The sequence below is a fragment of the Micromonospora profundi genome (assembly GCF_011927785.1).
Taxonomy (GTDB): domain Bacteria; phylum Actinomycetota; class Actinomycetes; order Mycobacteriales; family Micromonosporaceae; genus Micromonospora; species Micromonospora profundi.
Map to the genome: position 1 here is coordinate 592542 of NZ_JAATJK010000001.1, position 16382 is coordinate 608923.

Annotated in this window: 15 protein-coding genes; 14 read left to right on the forward strand and 1 reads right to left on the reverse strand. The window is 69.4% G+C overall.

Annotated elements, in window-relative coordinates; translation table 11 throughout:
- Positions 1 to 90: 90 nt before the first annotated feature.
- From F4558_RS02785 to F4558_RS02810, 6 genes are all read left to right on the forward strand, one after another.
- Entirely contained in the window at positions 91 to 573 is a 483-nt protein-coding gene (locus F4558_RS02785; protein WP_167943086.1) for a YxiG-like protein, read from the forward strand.
- 627 nt (positions 574 to 1200) lie between these two features.
- On the forward strand, positions 1201 to 2481 hold the full coding sequence (locus F4558_RS02790; protein WP_053653333.1) for an MFS transporter: 1281 nt from the start codon (positions 1201 to 1203) through the stop codon (positions 2479 to 2481).
- Positions 2478 to 3809, forward strand: coding sequence for a preATP grasp domain-containing protein (locus tag F4558_RS02795; RefSeq protein ID WP_167943087.1), 1332 nt, complete (start codon positions 2478 to 2480; stop codon positions 3807 to 3809). Before F4558_RS02790 ends, F4558_RS02795 begins: the two co-directional genes overlap by 4 nt.
- The gene (locus tag F4558_RS02800) at positions 3806 to 4897 is read left to right on the forward strand and encodes a scyllo-inosamine-4-phosphate amidinotransferase (protein ID WP_053653331.1); all 1092 of its coding nucleotides are present in this window, start codon (positions 3806 to 3808) and stop codon (positions 4895 to 4897) included. The genes F4558_RS02795 and F4558_RS02800 overlap by 4 nt, the downstream gene beginning before the upstream one ends.
- A 394-nt stretch (positions 4898 to 5291) precedes the next feature.
- Complete coding sequence (locus F4558_RS02805) at positions 5292 to 5876, forward strand: DinB family protein (RefSeq protein ID WP_053653330.1); 585 nt, start codon at positions 5292 to 5294, stop codon at positions 5874 to 5876.
- Between the two features lie 75 nt (positions 5877 to 5951).
- Entirely contained in the window at positions 5952 to 6338 is a 387-nt protein-coding gene (locus F4558_RS02810; protein ID WP_167943088.1) for a hypothetical protein, read from the forward strand.
- Between the two features lie 112 nt (positions 6339 to 6450).
- Here the strand turns inward: F4558_RS02810 and F4558_RS02815 are convergent, their stop codons facing one another.
- Positions 6451 to 7260, reverse strand: a complete 810-nt coding sequence (locus F4558_RS02815) for an aminopeptidase (protein ID WP_312877264.1) — start codon at positions 7258 to 7260, stop codon at positions 6451 to 6453.
- A 574-nt stretch (positions 7261 to 7834) separates the two neighbouring features.
- Here F4558_RS02815 and F4558_RS02820 point away from each other — a divergent pair.
- The 8 genes from F4558_RS02820 to F4558_RS02855 all read left to right on the forward strand — a co-directional run bounded on the left by F4558_RS02820 (position 7835) and on the right by F4558_RS02855 (position 16338).
- Complete coding sequence (locus F4558_RS02820) at positions 7835 to 8584, forward strand: cyclase family protein (RefSeq protein WP_082377325.1); 750 nt, start codon at positions 7835 to 7837, stop codon at positions 8582 to 8584.
- Complete coding sequence (locus F4558_RS32035) at positions 8577 to 10031, forward strand: MmgE/PrpD family protein (RefSeq protein WP_053653326.1); 1455 nt, start codon at positions 8577 to 8579, stop codon at positions 10029 to 10031. The genes F4558_RS02820 and F4558_RS32035 overlap by 8 nt, the downstream gene beginning before the upstream one ends.
- The gene (locus tag F4558_RS02830) at positions 10028 to 11494 is read left to right on the forward strand and encodes a dihydroorotase (RefSeq protein ID WP_053653325.1); all 1467 of its coding nucleotides are present in this window, start codon (positions 10028 to 10030) and stop codon (positions 11492 to 11494) included. The genes F4558_RS32035 and F4558_RS02830 overlap by 4 nt, the downstream gene beginning before the upstream one ends.
- 39 nt (positions 11495 to 11533) lie before the next feature.
- Positions 11534 to 12574, forward strand: coding sequence for a glycoside hydrolase family protein (locus F4558_RS02835; protein WP_157552337.1), 1041 nt, complete (start codon positions 11534 to 11536; stop codon positions 12572 to 12574).
- A 34-nt stretch (positions 12575 to 12608) separates the two neighbouring features.
- Complete coding sequence (locus F4558_RS02840) at positions 12609 to 13979, forward strand: FAD-dependent oxidoreductase (protein ID WP_053653323.1); 1371 nt, start codon at positions 12609 to 12611, stop codon at positions 13977 to 13979.
- 139 nt (positions 13980 to 14118) lie between these two features.
- Positions 14119 to 15183 (forward strand): class I SAM-dependent methyltransferase, encoded by a 1065-nt coding sequence (locus F4558_RS32040; RefSeq protein ID WP_053653322.1) that lies wholly within the window; start codon positions 14119 to 14121, stop codon positions 15181 to 15183.
- Positions 15184 to 15305: 122 nt separating this feature from the next.
- Positions 15306 to 15557, forward strand: a complete 252-nt coding sequence (locus F4558_RS02850; RefSeq protein WP_053653321.1) for a hypothetical protein — start codon at positions 15306 to 15308, stop codon at positions 15555 to 15557.
- Position 15558: 1 nt separating this feature from the next.
- Positions 15559 to 16338: an SDR family NAD(P)-dependent oxidoreductase gene (locus F4558_RS02855; protein WP_053653320.1), complete on the forward strand. Its 780-nt coding sequence runs from the start codon at positions 15559 to 15561 to the stop codon at positions 16336 to 16338.
- Positions 16339 to 16382: the final 44 nt, after the last annotated feature.

The window sequence follows — 16382 nt, forward strand, 5'->3', positions numbered from 1 at the left end:
CGTCTTGAGCAGGGGCAGGTTACCGCGACCAGCCATCCCTGATCTTCTTCTAATCCGCAGGCCCGGGCGGTGCCTGGTAGAACGGGCGGCGTGGAGATCAGCCAGTTGGACCGGGCCTTGGACGAAGTCTTCGACCAGGCGGTGGTGTACCACGCCTACACCGACTACATGTGCGACTACGAGGTCGTCGTCTACGCGACCGCCGACCCGAGGACGGGCATCCGGCCGGCGCACCTCCGTTACCTCTTCAAGTGCTGCGTCGTGGCCGAGGCGACCACGGCCCTGAGCCCGGATACCTGGCGCGGTTCCTTGGACGAAGGGCTGACGGACCCGGAGAGCGGGCTGGATCTCAATGGCTACGTGTGGGCGGTGAGATGGCAGGCCCTCTACCCCGGAGCGCAGCGGATTGCCGACTCGCGGCGCGCCCAGGAGTGGGCCGAGCGGGTCGGGATCGACTTCCACGAGGTCCGCATTGAGATGAACGGACACAACCTCACCTTGATCTTCAGTGACCTAGAAGTAACGCAGCTTCCCATGGGTTACGCGCCCTACCGGGTGACGGAGGGGAGGTAGCCGGATCGGGGGCGGGCTGTCGGCCGGGCGACTGGCGCTTGACCCCTCAGCCGTGGTCGGTCCGCATCTGGTCCGCAAGAGGTCAACGGACAGTGGGGGAGTGGTGTGAGATGTCGAGAGGTGTTTCCGCTGCTAGACCGCAGTATGGCCAGGTCGGCGGGACGGGCAGTTTTATCTCATAATCCCTCGGTCGCGGGTTCGAGTCCCGCCCGCCCCCCTCTCCTGGGGCGCATCCTGAGCCGACCCGCACAATGGGGTGGAATCGACATTCTTAATTTGTTATCGTGCTCGATGTTCACGGGTCATTCATGTGGCGGAGTTGATACGGACATGGCCACCTCGTCTTGGCCTGCATCGGTGCGCCGTCGCGCGGCACCGCTTTCTTCCCCGCCACATTGAACCCCCGTCGGCCCGCCATCGACGGCGGCCGCTCGACGCCGTGTGCGGTGGCCGCGCCGGCCGCCTTTCCCGGCGCCGGTGGACCTGGTCTTGAGAGGGGGTGCACCATGCGCAAGATGCCGTTCCGCAAGATGCCGTTCTGAGGTTAGCCACCTGACCGGCGGCGGGCCGGGTCGCGCAGCCGTTCCGGCCCGCCGCTTCCCCTGAACCTGGCAGGAGGCCAGCCAGATGCGCGTTCGCGCGCCCGGATTCGTCCGCCGCTCACCGTACTGGCCGGTGCTGCGGCATCCGCTGCTTCGCCGCGTGCTGCCCGGGATCGGCGTCTCGTCGCTCGGGGGCGGCATGAGTCCCGTCGCCATCGGCTGGCTCGCCCTGACCATTGCGCCGCACTCGTCGCGAGGAACCTGGGTTGCGCTCGCGGTCGCGGCGAATCTGCTGCCCGGCGCGGTGGGCGCGATCGCACTCGGGCGGTGGCTCAACGGCCGAAGCGGTCCGCAGTTGGCCGGCTGGGATGCGCTGCTGCGGGCCGTCGTGTTCCTGGTGATCGCGGTGCTCGGCATCACCGGCACGCTGAACATCGGCCTCTACGTCGCACTGATCGCGATCTCCGCGGTGCTGCAGGCGTGGGGCAAGGCCGGGCGCTACACGATGCTGTCGGAGCTGTTGCCGAAGGAGCAGCATCTGGCCGGCAACTCGCTGGTCAACGTGATGCTCGAACTGTCCACCATCTTCGGTCCGCTGCTGGCCGCGCTCATCATCGCCAGGTCCGGTCCGGCCTGGGTCTTCGTCGCCGTCGCCGGCACCTACGGGCTTCTCGCGGCCACGTACGGCTTTGCGGTGCCGCCGGAGGCGCGCCGGGCGGTCGTGCGGGGCGGCGCCTCCCGATCGGCCGGGCTGCGCGCCATCGCCGGCGACCGGGCCCTGATCGGGTTGCTGCTGCTCACGTTCGGCTTTTTCGCGATGTACGGGCCGGCTACGGTGGCGATCCCGCTCTACGTGGTGAACGAGCTGCACGCCTCTGCCGCCACTCTCGCTGGCTTCTACACCGCCTTCGGCATCGGCGCGGTCGTCGGCGCGTTCGTCTCCGGCCATCTGCAGCGGTGGCCGTTGCTAGGCACCACCATCGGCGTGGTGCTGTGCTTCGGGCTGGCGCTGCTGCCGCTTGGCATCGGCGTGCCGACCGTCGTCGCGTGGACCGCCTTCGGGCTGTGCGGGGCGATCTGGGGACCGTTCCCCACCACGACCACCACCTTGTTCCAGCGCTCGACGCCTGCGGACATCCTGCCGCAGGTGCTGGCCGCCCGCACCGCCCTGACCGGCCTGGCCGTGCCGTTGGGCGCGACCCTCGGCGCGCCGATGGTGGCGGTGCTTGGGGCGCGCGGCACGCTGCTGACCTCGTCGCTGGCGCTCATCGCGCTGGGGGTCGTCGCGGCGGCCTGCGTCCTGCTGTCCCGGGCGCGACCGGCCGAAACCGATCAGGAAGAGCTTGTCATGGAGGGGAAACGATGAGCACGCTGATCATCAGCAACTGCACCGAGGAGATCGTCGGCCCGCTGGCCGCCGTGCCGCCGGAGAAGCGCGCGTCCTTCGGCTGGGGCGCGCAGCGGATGCTGTGGTACGCCAGGGACGGCGACGTGGTGATCCTGCCCAAGCAGCCCGACGAGACGTTCCTGCGCTACGTCACCGGCCTGACCCGCACCGACCCCGCGGCGCTTCAGATCCTGACCCCGCCGCCGGGTGACTTCGGCCCGGACATCCTCACCCCGGACCGGCTCGGCACCCCCGAGATCGTCGCGGCCCTGGCCGAGGTGGCCGCCGGCCGGGACATCACCGACGTGATCAGCATCTACGCGGACACCTCCATCGCCCGGTTGGTGCGCGAGGCCGGCTGCGAGCGGGCCCTCGCCGGGCACGCATTCTGCGCCGAGAACGGGGTGGCGCTGGCCAACAGCAAGGCCGTGTTCCGGGCGGTGGCGGCCGGCGCCGGAGTGCCGATCGCGCCCGGGATCATCGCGCGGCGGCCGGCCGAGGCGGTCAGGGCCATCGATGGCCTGCTCAGCTCGGGAAAGCACGCCATGGTCAAGCTGGACTTCGCGGCCGGTGGGCACGGCAACGAAATCCTCAGCCCGGTGCCGGGCGTCCGGGCCGCCGGTGCGCGCAACGTGGTCGTCCTGACCGGCATCCCCGAGATCGAGCGGTACGTGCAGGAGCGCTGGACCTGGCTGACCGGCGGACGGGACGAGCGGTTCGTCATCGAGCGGTACGTGCCGGACGCCGTCACGGCGTACGCGGAGTTCTCGGCCACCGACGAGGGCTGCCGGCTGCGCGGCACCGGCGAGATCCTCATGGAGCCGGTGGCCGTCGGGGAGATCATCCCGCCGCAGTCGGTGCGGCCGGACGTCCTGGACCGGCTGGTGCGCGACGGGCACCGGGTCTGCGAACGGTTCCGGCACCTGGGCTACCGCGGCAACATCTGCGCCGACGCCATCGTGGCGCCCGACGGCGAGGTGCTGTTCACCGAGACCAACGGCCGCCTTACCGCCAGCACGCACCTACACCACAACATCGTCGCCCGGGTGGTCGGCCCGCAGCGCCGCGACGAGCGGGTGTTCCTGGAACGCGGCGGCAAGCTGGCGGTCGGCTCGTATGCTGGCGCGCTGGACCGGCTGGCGGCGGCCGGGCTGGCGTTCGACCCGGCGACCGGCACCGGCGTGATCCTGACCGCCAACTACGTGCCGGTCAGCGGCAGGGCCACCTACTGCGTCGTCGACAAGGACCTGGAGTCGGTCCGAGCCACCGAGCGGCACGTGCAGGCACTGTCGGACCTGGCCGCATGACCGCCCTCTGGGACGCCACGGAACAGCCGCTGGTCAGCCGGGCGGTGCACTCCTGGGACGAATTCACCGCGTTGCGGGAGGTCGTGGTCGGCGACGCGACCCACTCCCGGGTGCCACCGCAGACCGATCCGTCGGCGTGGCTCAACTGTTACCCCGACCTCTCCCCCGCCGAGCTGGCGCTGGTCCAGGTCGGCGACTTCCCGCGGCGGGTCGTCGAGGAGAGCAACGAGGACCTGGCCGAGCTGGTGCGCCTCCTGCGCTCGCTGGGGGTGACCGTGCACCAGCCGGCCGCGTTCGACCACGCGCTGGAGTACGGCGGCCCGGGCTGGCGCAGCCAGGGGCGCAGCTCCTACTGCCCGCGGGATCTCGCGCTGGTGGTCGGCTCGACCATCATCGAGAGCCCCAGCCCGATGCGGGCGCGGTACTTCGAGCTGTTCGGGCTGCGCCCGCTGTTCCGGCAGGCCCTGCTGGACGGCGCGACCTGGCTGGCGGCGCCCCGGCCGCAGCTGCGTGACAGCCTGTTCGGCGTGGGCGCCGACGACCTGCCGACGCTGGGCGAGGAGGAGCCCGCCTTCGAGGCGGCGAACGTGCTGCGCCTCGGCCGGGACGTGTTCTACCAGGTGTCTCGCAGCGGCAACGAGCTGGGGCTGCGCTGGCTGGAGTCCACGCTGCGCCTGCTGGGCGTGCGGGTGCACCCGATCCGGGGCCTGTACCAGGGGACGCACATCGACAGCACGATCTGCTTCCTGCGGCCGGGGCTGGTGCTGCTCAACCCGGATCGCGTCCGGCCCGAGACCGTGCCGGAAGCCCTGCGTGGCTGGGACCTGCTGTGGTGCCCGCCGATGGTCACCGGGCCGACGGCCCTGCCGTACACGTTGAGCACACCGTGGGTCGGCATGAACCTGCTGATGGTCAACCCGGAATGCGCGATCGTGGACACGGCGCAGCGACCGCTCATCGACCTGCTGGAGCGGCACGGCATCACGGTGGTGCCGCACCGGCTGCGGCATTCCCGCGTCCTGGGCGGCGGGTTCCACTGCGTCACGCTCGACCTGGTCCGCGAGGGAGGGCGTGAGGCGTACCTGTGACCGGGCCATCCAGCGGCCCGGTCGCCGGGGCGACGGTGGTCGGGCTGGCCGGTGTCGCTGGCGCAATTTCGTACTCGCAACATGGGCGGCGGGTGAGACTCCCGCCGCCTACCCGGCCATTTCGTTGGCCCGTCGTTCCGGCCTACCTGGTCTCCGTTCGTGCGGACGTCAAGAGCCTGCGGACATGTCGTTCGGTCACACCGAGGTGCGATGTCCGCCCACCGCGTTGGCGTTGACGTCCGGGTGCGCCCGATCGCCGGGGCGTGTCCGATGTCCGCATTGTGGTACCTCCGGCCCACCAGCCGTTTTCCCTGGTCAGCCATGCTGCCGACGACCCAGGCGAACCGCGTCGAGGTCTTGAGACCACGAGTAGCCCATGGCAGGCTCGTGCCGCATGAACGATGAATTCGCGAAAGCCAACCTGCACGGGAGACTGCGGCGGGACCGCAAGGCGCTGCTCTGGAAACTCGACGGCTTGTCCGAATACGACGCCCGCCGACCTTTGACAGCGACCGGGACCAACCTCCTCGGCCTGGTCAAACACGTGGCCACCGTCGAGGCCAGGTACTTCGGCGAGGTCTTCGACCGCCCTTCCCCGGAACCGCTGCCCCGGTGGCAGGACTCCAACGGCAGCGATCTGTGGGCGACCGAGGACGAGACCGGCGATCAGATCATCGGGTTCTACCGGCGCACGTGGGAACACTCGGACGCGACGATCAACGAGCTTCCCCTCGACGCCCCCGGCCACGTGCCGTGGTGGCCGGAGCCTCATGCCGACACGAACCTGTTCGCCGTCATGGTCCATGTCCTCGGCGAGTCCATCCGGCATGCCGGGCACGCCGATATCCTGCGCGAGGGCCTCGACGGCCGGACCGGGTTGCGCGCCGAACACGAGAAGCAGATCGACGAGGAAGCCCGTGCAGCCTACTGCGCGAAGATCGAGCAGGCCGCCAGGTCGGCCGCACCAATCAAGGCTTAGGGCCTGTCGCGCGCGGCCGGCAGCAGTCCTCATCTGGTCCTCAAGATGCCGGACCGCGACCACCGACGCTGAGAGATGCCGACAGGCATCTCCGCAGTGTTGGTGTTCGCTGTTGGCGGGTACGCCGTCTACGACCGGTTCATCAAAGAGGACTCGGGCATTGCCGCGTGTAAGGCGATGTCGGAGGACAAGCAGATCGACGGCAGCCCGAAGGGCTCCGACGCTGGCGACGACGATCTGTCGGAGGCCGAGTATCGGGAGGCGCGGAAGATTTTCGAGGACTCCCGACACGACAAGATCCGTGAGCATGGGACGGCGTTGATGGATTTGCTGTGGCGGGTGCAGCAGATGCCCGAGGACGACGGTGGAGCGTTGGCGTTCATCGGGCCGATGGGCACGCACGTTTCGGGGTTGCAGACGGCGTGCGCGGATGAGGGGTTCATCATCAAGCTCGACAGTTGATTCGGGTTTTGTGGTAGCCGGTTGCCTTGGGGGCGGCCGCTGTCCGGGTGATGGGGGACAGGCCGGCACCCGGACGGCCGTCAGGGCCGGAGGTGTACGACTGCCTGTGGACCTATGCGGCGTCAGCCTCGCGGGAGCTGCGCGATGCGCCAACCGCCACCATCCCCACACCGGCGAGCGTGATTGCGGCGCTAACGGCCCACGACACCTGAGGGAAGTTGTCCGCCGACGTGTTCACCCTCATCCCTGGCTCCAGGAACGCGTCGCTTGGAGGTCCGGTCGCGATCACCCAGTCTGACCATGCCGTTGCCAGCTCCGAGCAGGCGTGAGCCGCTGCGACTGACAGCAGGAACAACCCCAGCGGGAGCAGCCAATGTCTGTCGGCCCGCCACCCTGACAGCGCGAATGCTCCTATGGCCACAACGGCTGCGAGCAGCGCCGGCCACACCGTCGCAGCTAGGTCGAGCAGCGGTTGACGGTCGCTGCCGCGCCCGAGGCTCAGCCCGAGCCACGTAAGCAGCGTCAGCGCGAGGACGCTCGTCACCGCACCTCGCCGCCTGCCGCGCGCCGGCAACGCCAGCGCGCCGGCCGCCAGACAGACAACACCGAGCAGCAGGCCGAGGGCGGCGAGCCTTTCGCGGTCGATCATCTCCCGTGCCGGCTCCGACATGGCCATCGTCGCCACCCCTTGGCCGTACGTCAGCCAGCCCGCTTCGTCGGCCTGCTCCCGCCACCAGAGCAGCCTCGTCGTCGCTACCGCGGCGAGTAGCCCGATACCAACGGCGACCGGCCACCTCACTCGACGTGCACCTCGCTCCAGCAGCACGTACCCGAGTAGGGCGAGCAACATGACGAGGGTGAACTGCAACGACGCGGCAGGCATGGCGAGCAGCGCCGCCGCGATCGAGAGCAGACCAGCCACGGCGGATCCGACGAGCAGGCCGGACGAGAGGCGCATGGCCAAGATCGTGGCAGGAAGCGGCCGTGCGTGTGGTCCCGAAAGGGGAGCGCACCGGCTCAGGCCATCGCCGTGCAGCCCACGTTTGTGCGTTCTCGTCGGCATCGAACCCTCATGCACGCTAGACCTGAGCATTCCTGTAGGTGGAACATTGGTTCGGATAACCGGGGCCCAGCCAGCTCGGAATCAACCGTTCGGCTTGGCGAGCCAACCCTCAGACCTATTGACTTACCTGCGCGTATACGACTGGCAGAGCTGCCAGATGTGCGGCTTAACGGGCAACCCGGCAGGAGCGGTCAAATCGGCGCTTGAAGCCCGTCGACCAAGCCATTGTTCCATGTGGCGCAACTATGTTCCGCTCTGCGTTTTTCTCCGCTAGTCTTCCCTCACCACGACGGCGGGGGCCGGACGGCAAAGAGGGCCAACAGTGCCCTACCGAGAGCGGAGGGGCAGGGGTCACGTGCCGAACAACGTCTTGATCGAAGCCGTGCGGAAGGGGGTGCGCGTCTTCGACCTAGGTCGGCTTCTCTTCGTGGGAATGCCCCAGTCGCCAAACCACCCGCACTACTGGCACGCGCTGCCGCGCCGGCACGGGGACATGGTGCGGGCCGACGGTGGCTCCGCCTCGAACGACATCATCACGATGGGCACCCACGTCGGCACGCACATCGATGCCTTCGCCCACGTGTCTCAGGACGGTCGCCTCGTCGACGGCTCGGACGCCTATGACGCCTCCGTCGGCGGTCGGTTCGCCAAGCTCGGCGCGCACACCATTCCCCCAATGGTGTGCCGTGGCGTCCTGCTCGACGTACCGACGGCCCTCGGCACCCCGGAAGGGTGTGCTCCCGGCTACGAGATCACGCCCGATGACCTGGAGGCCACCCTCGAACGGCAGGGCGGGTCCGTCGAGGCCGGCGACGTCGTCCTGATCCGTAGTGGCTGGGGTCGACACTTCGACAACCCGGACCGTTCCGTGTTCATCGGCGGCGACTCCGGCGTACCGGGCATCAGCGAGGCCGGCGCGCGCTGGCTCGCGGAGCGGGGCGTCCTCGCCGCGGGCGCGGACACCATCGCCTTCGAGTGCCTCCGGCCCGGCGCGGGGCACAGTGTCCTGCCCGCGCACCGGGTGCTGCTTGTCGAGTCCGGCATCTACATCATGGAGACGCTCGACCTTGAGGATCTCGCCGCCCAGCGCGTGCACGAGTTCGTCTTCGTCGCCTCGCCGCTCAAGTTCTACGGTGCGACCGGCTCGCCCATCCGCCCGTTGGCGGTGACGACCGGTGAATGAGGTGACCCTCGCGCAGACGATCGCGCGCTTCGCCGCCCAGACCCGCTACGAGGATCTGCCCCACGAGGTGGTTGCCAGTGTGCGGCAGCGGGTCCTGGACACCCTCGGCATCTGCATCGCGGCGCAGAGCCTCGACAGCAGCCGGGCGGTCATCGACTACGTCGCCGAGCAGGGCGGTGCTCCTCAGGCTCGCGCGATCGGCGTGCCGCACCGGGTTCCCGCCGCGCTCGCCGCCTTCGGCAACGGGGTGCTCGCGCACTCCCTCGACTACGACGACACGCACCTGCCGTCCGTACTCCACCCGAGCGCGAGCATCGTGCCGAGCGTGCTTGCCGCCGCCGAGCGTGCCGGCGCCGATGGGCGTACGGCTGTCACTGCCATCGCCGTGGGCCTGGAGGTCTGCGTCCGCATCGGCATGGCCGGCTACGACCGGGAGGCCGGCAACTCCGTGTTCTTCGAGCACGGGCAGCACGCGACCTCGATCTGCGGTGCCCTCGGTGGGGCAGTGGCAGTGGGTGTCATCCTCGGTCAGAACGAGGAACAGCTCACGAGTTCCCTCGGCGTCGCGGCGTCCATGGCCGCAGGCATCATCGAGGCCAACCGCACCGGTGGCAACGTCAAGCGACTGCACTGCGGCTGGGCCGCTCACTCCGCAGTGACCGCCGCCGACCTGGTCAGCCGGGGCATCACGGGGCCGCCGACAGTCCTCGAAGGACGGTTCGGGTTCTTCCAGGCGTTCCTGCGCGGCGAGTTCGACCCCGCCGCCATCGTCGAGGGCCTGGGAACCGAGTGGGAGGTGCCCAGGATCTTCTTCAAGCCGTACCCCGCGAACCACTTCACCCACGCCGCCATCGACGCCGCCACAGGGCTGCGGCGCCGCGGAGTGGACCACCGCGAGGTACGTCGCCTCACCCTCGGTGCTCCCGCGCCGGTGATCCGGACGATCGGCGAGCCGATCGAGGGCAAGCGTCGCCCGACCACGGGCTATCAGGCCCAGTTCTCGGGCCCGTACGCGGTGGCCGTCGGCCTGCTCGGCGGAGGCGGTGGCCTCGGGGTCGCCCTCGACGACTACACCGACGCACTCGCTGTCGACCCGACACGTCGGGAGATCATGGACAAGGTGAGCGTCGTCGCCGACGACGAGTGCACCAAGATCTTCCCCAGCCAGTTCCCAGCGGTCCTCACCGCCGAACTCGTCGACGGCTCGGAGGTCACCGAGCGGGTCCTCGTCAACAGGGGCGGTCCAGAGAACCCGCTCTCCGACGACGAGGTCGCCCTCAAGTTCCGTGACAACGCCGGTCGGCACCTTCCCGAGACGGTGGTGGCGCGGATCGCCGCGCACTCGCTGGCTCTCGACGAATTGAGCGACGTCGGAATCGTCCTCTCGTCGCTCGACGACGCGGCGGATTCCGCGAACACCAGTGCCGCGCAGGAGGGCCAGCTATGAACTACGACCTCATCGTCCGCAACGTTCGTCTCGTCACCCACGAGTCGCCGCAGACCGTGCTCACCGACATCGCCGTGACCGACGGGCGGGTGGCCGCCGTCGGTCACCTCGGCGATGCCACAGCGACGACGACCGTCGACGGTGGTGGCAAGCTCGCGCTGCCCGGTGTCGTCGACGCCCACCAGCACTGGGGCATCTACAACCCGCTGGAGATCGACGCCGAGACGGAGTCGAAGGCGGCGGCCCAGGGCGGCGTGACGACGGGCCTCAACTACATCCGCACCGGGCAGTACTACCTCAACAAGTCCGGCGCGTACCGGGACTTCTTCCCCGAGGTCCTCGAGCGCACCCAGGGCCGGGCGTACATCGACTACGCCTTCCACCTTGCGCCGATGTCCAAGGAACACATCAGCGAGATCCCCGAGCTCATCGAGGAGCACGGCGTCTCGTCGTTCAAGATCTTCATGTTCTACGGCGGCTACGGCCTGCACGGCCGGTCGGCCGACCAGAGTTCGTTCCTCATGACGCCGGAGGGGGAGCGCTACGACCTCGCGCACTTCGAGTTCGTCATGCGCGGCATCCAGGCGGCCCGCAACGCCGCGCCGCAGATCGCCGACTCCATCTCCCTCAGCCTGCACTGCGAGACCGCCGAGATCATGTCGGCGTACACCGCGATGGTCGAGCAGGAGGGTCAGCTGACCGGGCTCGAGGCGTACTCCGCCTCCCGGCCGGCGCACTCCGAGGGACTGGCGATCTCCATCGCCTCCTACCTCGCGCACGAGACGCAGCTGGCCAACATCAACCTGCTGCACCTGAGTGGACGCAAGGCCGTCGAGGCTGCCCTGCTCATGGCGCGTACGTTCCCGCACATCAACTTCCGCCGCGAGGTCACTATCGGTCACCTCGTCGCCGACTACCACAGCGCGTCCGGCATCGGCGGCAAGGTGAACCCGCCGCTGCGCTCGCGTGACGACGTCGAAGGGCTGTGGGAACACGTCCTCGCCGGCGAGATCGACTGGGTGGTCAGCGACCACGCCTGCTGCCGTGACGAGATGAAGTTCGGGTCCGAGCGCGACAACGTCTTCGTCGCCAAGTCCGGCTTCGGCGGCGCGGAGTACCTGCTGCCGGCGCTGATCAGCGAGGGCCGCAAGCGTGGCCTCGGCTGGGACCGGATCGCGGCCCTCACCGCCTGGAACCCCGCCGAGCGGTACGGGCTGTCCGGTCGCAAGGGCGTCATCAAGGTGGGGTACGACGCGGACTTCTGCCTCGTCGACGACTCCCGGTCGTGGACCGTACGCGCCGAGGACTCCCTGTCGACGCAGGAGTACACGCCGTTCGAGGGCTTCGAGCTGTCCGCATCGGTCACCGACACGTTCGTGCGCGGCCACCACGTCTTCGTCGACGGTGCCATCCAGGGCGAGCCCCGCGGTGAGTACCAGCGGCGCCCGCTCACCAGCGAGTAAGAGACCCGGCAGGACTGCGTGGGGATGGGAGACCGCACGATGCGTATGGACGGGTTCGTCCTGGGGGCCGGCCCCGCCGGTCGCTGCGACGACTACCGGGTCGGCGGTGCCGTCGTGCACCGTACCGACGACGGCTGGCTCATGTGGTACTACTGCCGCGACCGCGCCTACGACCGGCCGGCGCCGGGAACGCTGGGGTCCGGGCGGGTCGCACTGGCGACCTCGCGCGACGGCATCCGGTGGAAGCGGTACGACGGCCCGGACGAACTCGGCTCGGTGTTCGCCCCGAGCGGTGACCCGACAAGCTTCGACGCCTCCCATGTCGGGCTCACCGACGTCACCTTCGACGGGCAGCTCTGGCATCTGTGGTACTTCGGGGGCGACCTGACCGAACGGGCGAGCAGGACGGCGCTCGGTGCGGTGACGGGTCTCGGGATGCGCCCGGGGCACGCCACCAGCCCGGACGGGGTGACGTGGACCCGCGTCCCCGGCCCGGCCACCGGCGGCGCCCTGCTCGACTACCCGCCGGACCGGCTCTACTGCGCGTGGCCGAACGTCTTCGGTGACCACGACGGGACGCTCTACGTCCAGACGACCTCACCGACCCTCGACCTCGGCTCGTTCCGTACGGACACGTTCACGTCCACCGATGGGGTCGTGCTGACCGAGGTGGGCCCGCTCGTCTGGGCCGACGGCGTACGGCATTGGGACGAGGGGGGCATCGTGACGAGGCAGGTGCTCCCCAACCCGTTCGACGGGGGGCGTCGCTGGCTGATGCTCTACACCGGCCTCGACGAGCACCACGGCCGTTCGGTCGCGACTGCCGATTCCGACGACGGCCGGCACTGGCACCACCAGTCCGACGGTCCGGTCCTGACCGCCGGGGAGCCCGGCGCGTGGGACAGCCTCGGAGCGGCGGCGACCCGGCTGGTCCCGGTCGACGGCCGGCTGCACCTGTACTACTACGGCTTCAGCTCGCTCGCCGACGACGACTCGCCACGCGGGATCGGTCTCGCGATCGCCGACCGTCGGCCAGGGGCATCGTTCCGACGCGTCAGGGTGCCCGACGAACAGCACTGAGGTGGCCTCTCGGGCACCCGAAGGAGGAAATGAGATGGCGGACGTCAACCTGCTCGTGGCTGGCGCGGGCGGCGGCATCGTCGCGGCGTTGCGGGCCCAGGAGCTCGGTCTCTCGGTCGCGGTGATCGACGCGAACGAGCACTTTCTGCGGGCCAACAACACGTCGATGTCGACAGCCATGATTCCGGGTGCCGGATCGCGGTTCCAGCGCGAGGCGGGAGTCGATGACTCGCCGGAGACCTTCGCCGAGGACGTCCGGCGCAAGACGAAGGGGCGTGCCAACCCGGTCGTCACCGAGGCGTTGAGTCAGATCTCGGCCCCCCTCGTCGAGTGGCTCGCCGACTCGCTCGAACTCCCGCTCGAACTCGTCACGGACTTCGAGTACCCCGGGCACACGCGGCACCGGTGCCACACCGTGCCGGGGCGGCACGGCACGATCCTGCTCGGCATGCTCCACCGTGTCGCCCGGGAGCGGGGGATCGACGTCATCGTCCCCGCGCGCCTGGTGACGGCCCGGCACGAGGGTGACGTCGTCATCGCCGTGACCGAGCAGCCGGACGGGACGCGGGAGGAGATCTCCTGCGACGCCCTCGTCCTCGCGACGAACGGTTTCGGGGCCGACCCGGCGCTCATCGCCGAGCACACCCCGGAGATCGCCGGCGCCGTCTACCACGGCAGCGAAGCCTCGCGCGGCGACGCCCTGCGCATCGGGCGGACGTTCGACGCGGCAGTCGACTGCATCGACGCGTACCAGGGCCATGGTGCGCTCTCGCTCAGCGGCACGCTCGTCGGTTGGGCGACGGTGATGCACGGCGGGTTCATCGTCAACACGGGCGGGGACCGCTTCGCCGACGAGACGCAGGGTTACTCCGAGTTCGCCGCCCTCGAACTCACCCAGCCGGACAACCGCGCGTTCATCATCTTCGACCAGCGGATCCACGACGCCTGCCTCGCCTTCGAGGACTTCCGCCAGACCAAGGAGTCCGGGGTGCTGCGGCAGGGCAACTCGGTGGCCGAGTTGGCCGAGCGGCTGGGCCTGCCCGCCGACCGGCTTGAGGCGTCCTTCACGCAGGCAGCGGCCGGACGTCTCGGCGAGACCGACAGGTACGGGCGCTCCCGTTGGGGCGACGTGGACCTGGTCGCTCCGTTCTACGGGGTCGAGGTGCGCCCCGCGCTCTTCCACACTCAGGGAGGGCTTTCCGTTGACGCGACGGCGCGCGTCCTCAATGGCGCCGGTGCTCCCATTGCCGGGCTCTACGCGGCCGGTGGCGCCGCCGTGGGCATCAGCGGTAGGGGAGCGGACGGCTATCTGGCCGGAAATGGGCTGCTCGCGGCACTCGGACTCGCCTTCATCGCGGCCGAGGACGCGGGCCGGCGGCTGGGGGAGCGGACGGCTGGCCAATAGGCCGTTTGACCAGGGTGAAAGCGGCTGTTCGAGTTGCGTCGGCCTCTTGTCCAGCCGACGATCACATCGCTACGCTGCACCCAGCGGAAAGACGTTACATATAAAGGAATCTGCGGCGCTCGCACTTGGAGGTACGAACGTGAAGACGGGTCTCAAGCAGCGTGGCCGGGCCAACTTCAACCTGCTGGCGGATCTGGCCGCGTGGAGCGGCCGGGAGCTGCAGGCGTCGGCCGAGCGGACGCTGGACAAGCAGTTGGAGAGCAGGACCCTCCCCGAGGGCGCCCGCGAGCGGCTGCGCCTCGGCTACGAACTGCTCGGCAACTCCAGGTCGTTTGCCTGGGACCGCTTCTACACCCGGGTCATCGCCGAGCGTCAGTACGTCGCGGCGCTGGAGGCGTACCAGGACGGAGAGGCGGAGATCCGGGCCGAGTACGAGGCGAACGCCGACAAGGGTGGGGTGCTCGAACTCAACCCGGACGTCGAGATCCCTGATTACTGGACGACGGAGTTCCACCTCACGCCCGGTGGCTGGGACGGCCACGAGCACATGGGCTTTATGATCCACGACTACGTCTACGACCTGATCTTCGCGACCGGCGGGATCGGCGCCATCAAGCCCGGCGACCACTTCTCCGACCTGCGCTACGTGGCCGCCGTCGAGGGCAACCGCGACCACTACGACAACATCCTCGAACTCGGCGTCGGGACCGGCCGTTACGCCCTGGCGCTTCAGCGCGCCTACCCGAACGCGAAGATCCACGGCGTCGACCTCGGCGCGAGCGAGCTGCTGCACGCCAAGCTCATCGCCGCCCGCAGTGGCTTCGAGTGGAACCTGCGCCAGGCCCAGGCCGAGGCCACCGGCTACGACGCGGACACCTTCGACCTCACCTCGGCCTTCATCCTCTTCCACGAGATCCCGGCGCCGGCCGCCAAGGCCGTTGTCCAGGAAGCCTTCCGGGTGACCAAGCCGGGCGGGGAGTTCCTGGTCGCGGACGTGGCGCCCTACAGCGAGCACGAGAACCTCTTCCGCTCCGTCGTGCTCGACTGGGAGACGGAGAACCGCAACGAGCCGTTCTGGCGTGGCGCGCTCCTCACCGACCGCAGGGCACTGCTCGAATCCGCCGGGTTCGTCGACGTCCAGGAATACAGCGTGGGCACGGCCAACTACCCGTGGATCACCAAGGGCGTCAAGCCCGCAGCCTGAGGCACCACGCCCTCGATCTCGAGAAAGCCAGCGCGGGGTCGACATCCCCTACCGCCGCTCGCTGTGAACGCCTGCGTCCGGGCGTCGTCGGTCGGGCACCGCGCCACCCCTGAGAGGAAGTCATGGAAGTTCCCAAGTACCTGGAGAACGCAACGACCGACGATCTTGTTCGGATGATCGCGGGCCTCGCCGAGGAGTTGTGGGTGACCAAGGACCGGCTTCTCGTCCTTGAGGAGATCCTCGCGGGCAAGGACCTGCTGTCGGACTCGACAGTCGACGAGCACCTGCCCTCCGAGCAGTTGCAGAAAGTGCTCCAGCGTGAACGGACCCGCCTCATCAAGCGCGTTTTCGGCGCGCCGGAAATGGACCACTGACATGACGACTCTCATCGACCCCGCGCTGCGCTCCACGCTCGGGCAGGCTCTCGGCCTCACCGGACGCACCATCGTCGTCACCGGCGCCAACTCCGGCATCGGGCAGGCTCTGGCCCTCGGCCTCGTCGAACTCGGCGCCAACGTGCTCGGTGTCGCCAGGCGTGCGGAAGGACTGGCCGCCGTCGCCGAGCAGGCCGGCCCCTCGTTCGCGTACGCCATCGCCGACGTCACCGACGAGGCTGCCGTCGAGGCGGCAATGGACCGCGCCGTCGAGACCTTCGGTGGTCTGCACGGTGTCGTCGCCAACGCCGGTATCGCCGTCGTCCAGCCCGCTCTCGACGTCAGCGCCGACGACTTCCGCTCCGTCGTGGACACGAACATCAACGGCGTGTTCATCACGGCCCGCAGCGGGGCCCGGCGGATGACCGAGGGCGGCTCGATCGTCCTGACCAGTTCGAGCTTCGCCCGCCGCGGCTTCCCCGACTGGTCGAGCTACAACGCGAGCAAGGCCGCCGTGTCGATGCTCGCCGAGACCCTCGCCGTCGAGTGGGCGTCGCGCGGCGTCCGCGTCAACGCGATCGGCCCGACCGCGACGCTGACGCCTGTCAACGAGGCGCTCTTCGCCGACCCGGGCTTCACCGCGTCGGTCGTCGCGGGCATCCCGGCCGGCCGCATCCTCGACGCCCGTGAGCTCATCCTGCCCACCGCTTTCCTGCTCAGCCCGCTCAACGAGATGGTCCTGGGCCAGACGCTCATGGTCGACGGCGGCCAGACCCTCTGAAACGGCTTCGAGACGGCTTCGAGCACCACAACCCTGGAGACCTC